At 32.0% G+C, this 4,725-nt stretch carries 3 protein-coding genes and 1 pseudogene; all 4 read right to left on the bottom strand.

Annotated features, from left to right (window positions below; translation table 11 throughout):
* Nucleotides 1–286, bottom strand: a pseudogene (locus tag CAAU_RS08465) (transposase); the annotation flags it as partial.
* A 150-nt stretch (nucleotides 287–436) separates the two neighbouring features.
* The gene (locus CAAU_RS08460) at nucleotides 437–2,086 is read right to left on the bottom strand and encodes a type 2 periplasmic-binding domain-containing protein (RefSeq protein ID WP_008909025.1); all 1,650 of its coding nucleotides are present in this window, start codon (nucleotides 2,084–2,086) and stop codon (nucleotides 437–439) included.
* 60 nt (nucleotides 2,087–2,146) lie between these two features.
* Nucleotides 2,147–3,043 (bottom strand): carbohydrate ABC transporter permease, encoded by an 897-nt coding sequence (locus CAAU_RS08455; RefSeq protein WP_008909024.1) that lies wholly within the window; start codon nucleotides 3,041–3,043, stop codon nucleotides 2,147–2,149.
* 10 nt (nucleotides 3,044–3,053) lie between these two features.
* Nucleotides 3,054–3,890: an ABC transporter permease gene (locus CAAU_RS08450; RefSeq protein ID WP_008909023.1), complete on the bottom strand. Its 837-nt coding sequence runs from the start codon at nucleotides 3,888–3,890 to the stop codon at nucleotides 3,054–3,056.
* Between the last annotated feature and the right edge of the window lie 835 nt (nucleotides 3,891–4,725).

Raw genomic sequence — 4,725 nt, 5'->3', positions numbered from 1 at the left:
TAGAAACCATCTGTATGCAACATTTGTTTCTTATTTCTTTTATTGTTTGACGCATAGATTTTATACCAAACATATATTGAATTAAAACTATTTTAATTAATACAACAGGATCTATGCTTGGTCTTCCATTATCTAAGCAATACATGTCCTTTACAAGATCATATATAAAATCAAAATTGATAACTTTTTCTATTTTTCTAACTAAATGATCTTCTGGAACCAATTGATCAACAGAGATAAATTCTACTTGTTCTCTACGAGTTTTATCTTTGTTGATTGTTAGCATACTTATCCTCCTTTATTACTTCGTATATTATTATATTTCGACATAAAAAAAGAGAATCCTTTTTTTGCGATGGATTCTCTTTAAAAAATTATACTTTGTCAACAGTCTGAAAAACCCAGAAATTCTGGGTTTTTATCCATATTTTTATATTTAATTAGCGCCTTCTAATTTTTTCTTATTTTCCTCATACTTCTTTTGTTGATACTGTAATACCTTATCGTAGCCATATTCTTTTCTCTTTTTCAGGAATTCATTAAATATTTTATCAAATTCTTCATCCGATTTTGCTAATAAAAGTCTTGGAAGCGTTTTTCCCCATTCTTGTGCAATTCTATTAGCCGCAATACCTTCTTCCGAATCACCCGTTGGATTAATTCCATCAAAGGCGGCAAAGCTTACTGTTTTTCCTTTAGTCCAATCTTCCATCTGCTTAAAAGGTTCTGCAGTTGGTGGCTGCCATTTAAGCATCATGTTAGTATCCATGAGCATCCAGAAGGTATAGGATGCACCATACTTTTTATCAAATGCTGCTCTATCTTTGTTAAGAAGGTCTAATACTTCTGGCTTGAATTGTTCTTTTCCATCTATAATATCATAGGTCACACCCTGTTCGCCAAGATATAAATCCTTCTGTCCCTCTTCGCTAATTAGATAACTTAAAAATCTTATCGCCCTTGCTTTATCCTTAACATCCTTTGAAATTAAAGTAATTGTCCAACCTGCAATTCCATCACCTGCTAATGTTGGTGGATCAAGATTTGAGTTTGCCGGTCCATCTACTGCTATATAAATCGAATTCTTATCCTTTGCATAAAGGGCCTGCTGCTGTGCTGCCATATCGCTTCTCTGGTAAAGCATAGCAAAATATCTGCCTTGGGCTATCTTTTCTTCCATTTGTGCCCTTTTATCTACAAATATATCTTTAGCAAGAAGTCCCATTTCATTTGCCTTTCTTAATGTTTTTAGCCATCTTATATATTCCGGATCAGTTAGCCTATCATATAATTTCCCGTCTTTTTCCATAGGTATTGCAAGGAAATTTTGAAGGTATGACTCTAGTGAATAATTTCCTGTATCAGTAAATTCGTGTAAGCCAAATGGGATTAGAGGCTGTCCATTAACAGTTGGGAATTTTTCCTTCGCAGCCTTTAATGCATTAAGAAAACCTTCAGGGGTTCTCATATCTGGTTTGCCTAGCGCCTCATATATATCTTTTCTTACAAGGAATGTCTGATTTGATGGTTTCAACTCCTTATATCTCTCAAAATCCTTTGGTGATGATGATGCATTGGGATATCCATAAACATGTCCATCTTCCTTTGTATACCATGCAAGCTTCATAGGATCTGCAACTTTAAAGAAATATGGGTCATATTGTTTTGCTAGTTCATCAAGCGGTAGAACAAGCCCACCATCTATCATTTTTTGAACAGCATCCTCCCACCATCCAAGGGTTATAAAGTCTGGGAGTTTACCCGAAGCTATCATTGCATTAAGCTTTTCGTTTTCATTTCCAGCTGGAACTATAAAATTTATGTTTACTCCTGTCTTTTTAGTTACATATTGCGAAGTAAGATCAACCCCCCATTTATTTGGGAACCAGGAAAAGTTTATATACCAATCAAATGTAATCGGTTTATCTACGTCCTTTTTCCATCCTGGTTCATCTTCGCTTACTGTCGAAACTTTTTCATTATCGGTTGAATTAGATGTTTTTTTACTGCACCCTGCAAAGCTAGATACAGTCATTACCATAAGTAGTAAAAGTGCAGTCAGTTTTGATAAAATTTTTTTATTCATGACCATCCCCCTCTATAATTTTATTTTATAATCTTCGGCCAGGCGAAGATTATATTCTTCTTAACCTTTTATGGACCCTATCAACATTCCCTTTACAAAATATTTTTGTAAAAATGGATAAACGCAAACTATTGGAAAGGTTGTAACTACCATAGTTGCAAGCTTTATAGATTGACTTGTAACTGTCCTTGTTATTATACCTCCCGGTGCTGCCTGCATAGCTGTATTAGACCCTACCTGGGCAACAATCCTATAAAGGTAAGTTTGAATGGGTTGAAGATCGGGATCATTTATAAATATCATACCTGTAAAGTAATCATTCCATTGATAAACTCCATGATAAAGAGCTATTGTAGCTATAACAGGCAGCGAAACCGGTAATATAACTTTTAAAAATATTAAAAAGTCATTTGCCCCATCTATTTTAGCTGCTTCTTCAAGGCTTGAAGGAATTTCTCTAAAAAAAGCTATAAATATTATTGCATCGTAAAAACTGAACATCGCTGGAATTATGTAAACTATAAACTTATCAAGAAATCCTAAGTTTCTTAATAGTAAATAATATGGAATTAGTCCTCCACTAAAAAACAATGTTATAATTCCTAAAGTCATATAAAACTTTCTTCCTAATAACTCCTTCTTTGACAATGCATAGGCAACCATAGCTGTAAAAAAAACATGTAGGAAAGTTCCAATTACAGTTTTAGCAACAGTAATCCCCAGAGCTTTTAATATGCCTGGACTTGAAAAAACGGCTTTATAACTGTCAAGACTAAATTTTCTGGGCCACCAATATATTCCTCCCCTCATAGCATCCATGCCATCGTTGAAAGAATTTACTAAAACATACCAAATAGGATATAGGGTTATAAAGCAAATTATAAGCATTATAATAACATTTACAGTATCAAATATTTTTTCTCCCAATGTCCTTCGTTTTAATATGCTGATTTTCATTGAATCACCTCTAAAATAGCGAAGTATTATTTAGTTTCTTTGATACAAAATTAGCAGATAATAAGAGTAGCAATGCTATTATTGACTTGACTAATCCAACTGCCGTTGCATATGAATATCTTCCAAGGTGTAGACCCATTCTATATACAAATATATCTATAACATCACTGGCACTGGCATTAAGAGGATTTCTAAGAACTAGTATTTGGTCAAAGTTTGAATTTAAAATTCCGCTTACAGTTAATATAAATAATATAGTTACTGTAGGTTTGATTGCCGGGAGGGTTATAAACCACATCTTTTGTAACCTTCCTGCACCATCTATCGTTGCTGCCTCATACATTTCCGGATCAACGCTTGCTATTGCGGCTAAATAGATAATTGCTGACCAACCAAGTTCCTTCCATATATCTGAAATTATAACTATCATCCAGAAATATTTAGGTTCCGCTAAATAATTAATAGGTTGATCAATTAATTTTAGTTTAACTAGGATTTCGTTTATAATCCCGACATCAGAAAGCCAAGTAGTTAATATTCCACCAAGAACAACCCAAGATAAAAAATGTGGTAAATATGAAACTGTTTGAACAAACTTTTTAAATTTTAATGATGTCAGCTCATTCAAAAACAAAGCAAATATAATAGGAAGTGGGAATCCTATCAATATCTTTAAAGTGCTAATTCCCAATGTGTTTTTTACTGCATTAAAAAATTCAGGGTCAGTTAAAAATTCCTTGAAATATTGCAACCCTACCCATGGTGCAGCAGATATTGGCTTTATAATGTTGTATTTTTTAAAGGCAATGATAATTCCATACATGGGTAGGAAATTAAAAACAATCATCCATATGACACCTAAAATAACCATTATTTGCAAATGTCTTTGCGCCAATAATACTCGAAATATTTTTTTGTAATTTTCGTTTTTCTTCAAAATTCTGTTAGGACTTAAATATAGATTCATAACTTCACTGTCCCCCATGTATCAATTTGAAAATTTTCCATAATTTATATTATTATTTTACAAAAAGCCTGTCCATTTTTATAAGGTATTAATTTTTGTTCTTGGTGTTTTATTTTCAGGTATGATTGATTCTAAAATAATGCTACCATTTCCTAAATGTAAAATCTATGAATTAAAAGGTCAAAGGTTATAATTAATATTAAGTAAAACAATAAATATTAAGTAAAATAGAGATGAGCATAATTGATTAAAAAACAAAATTATTTATGTTAAATTGTTCTAACTTTTATGAAGTGAAGCTCAATTATTTTAAATTAAACTTAAATTAACACCAAAAAAGCAAAAAAAGGGTAGACTACTCCCTTGGTAAAATTGATGTTCAAAAAATTTAATTTAATTTTAATATAATTTATTTAGGCTGTTCTTCTAAATCCCGATAGGGATTTGTATTTATCAACGCAGCCAGATTTTATGGCAGCAATTGCAACAGTTAAAAGGCAAATGTGACCGATTGTATTCAAATTAGTAACGGAGTTAATATTTCTAACATAAGCTTGTTCTGTATTGAGATTTTTCCATCTAGAATTGTATCTTTCGGATTCAGTTCTTAGACTATATATTTTTTTAAAAATATAGAATCACGATTTATAGAGGACCTATAATCAGTGCCAATAGTTATATATTTTACACAACCTCTGTTTTTCTTACCATTAAA

The sequence above is a fragment of the Caloramator australicus RC3 genome, from assembly GCF_000297115.1.
In the GTDB taxonomy this organism is placed as follows: domain Bacteria; phylum Bacillota; class Clostridia; order Clostridiales; family Caloramatoraceae; genus Caloramator; species Caloramator australicus.
Note: the sequence above shows the minus strand (reverse complement) of the source record. Positions and strands in the feature narration are given on the sequence as shown.

Excerpts from the sequence above, each read along its gene's own strand:
- CAAU_RS08450 (WP_008909023.1), bottom strand. The coding sequence starts at position 3,890 with ATGATTGTTTTTAATTTCCTACCCATGTATGGAATTATCATTGCCTTT.
- CAAU_RS08455 (WP_008909024.1), bottom strand. The coding sequence starts at position 3,043 with ATGAAAATCAGCATATTAAAACGAAGGACATTGGGAGAAAAAATATTT.
- CAAU_RS08460 (WP_008909025.1), bottom strand. The coding sequence starts at position 2,086 with ATGAATAAAAAAATTTTATCAAAACTGACTGCACTTTTACTACTTATG.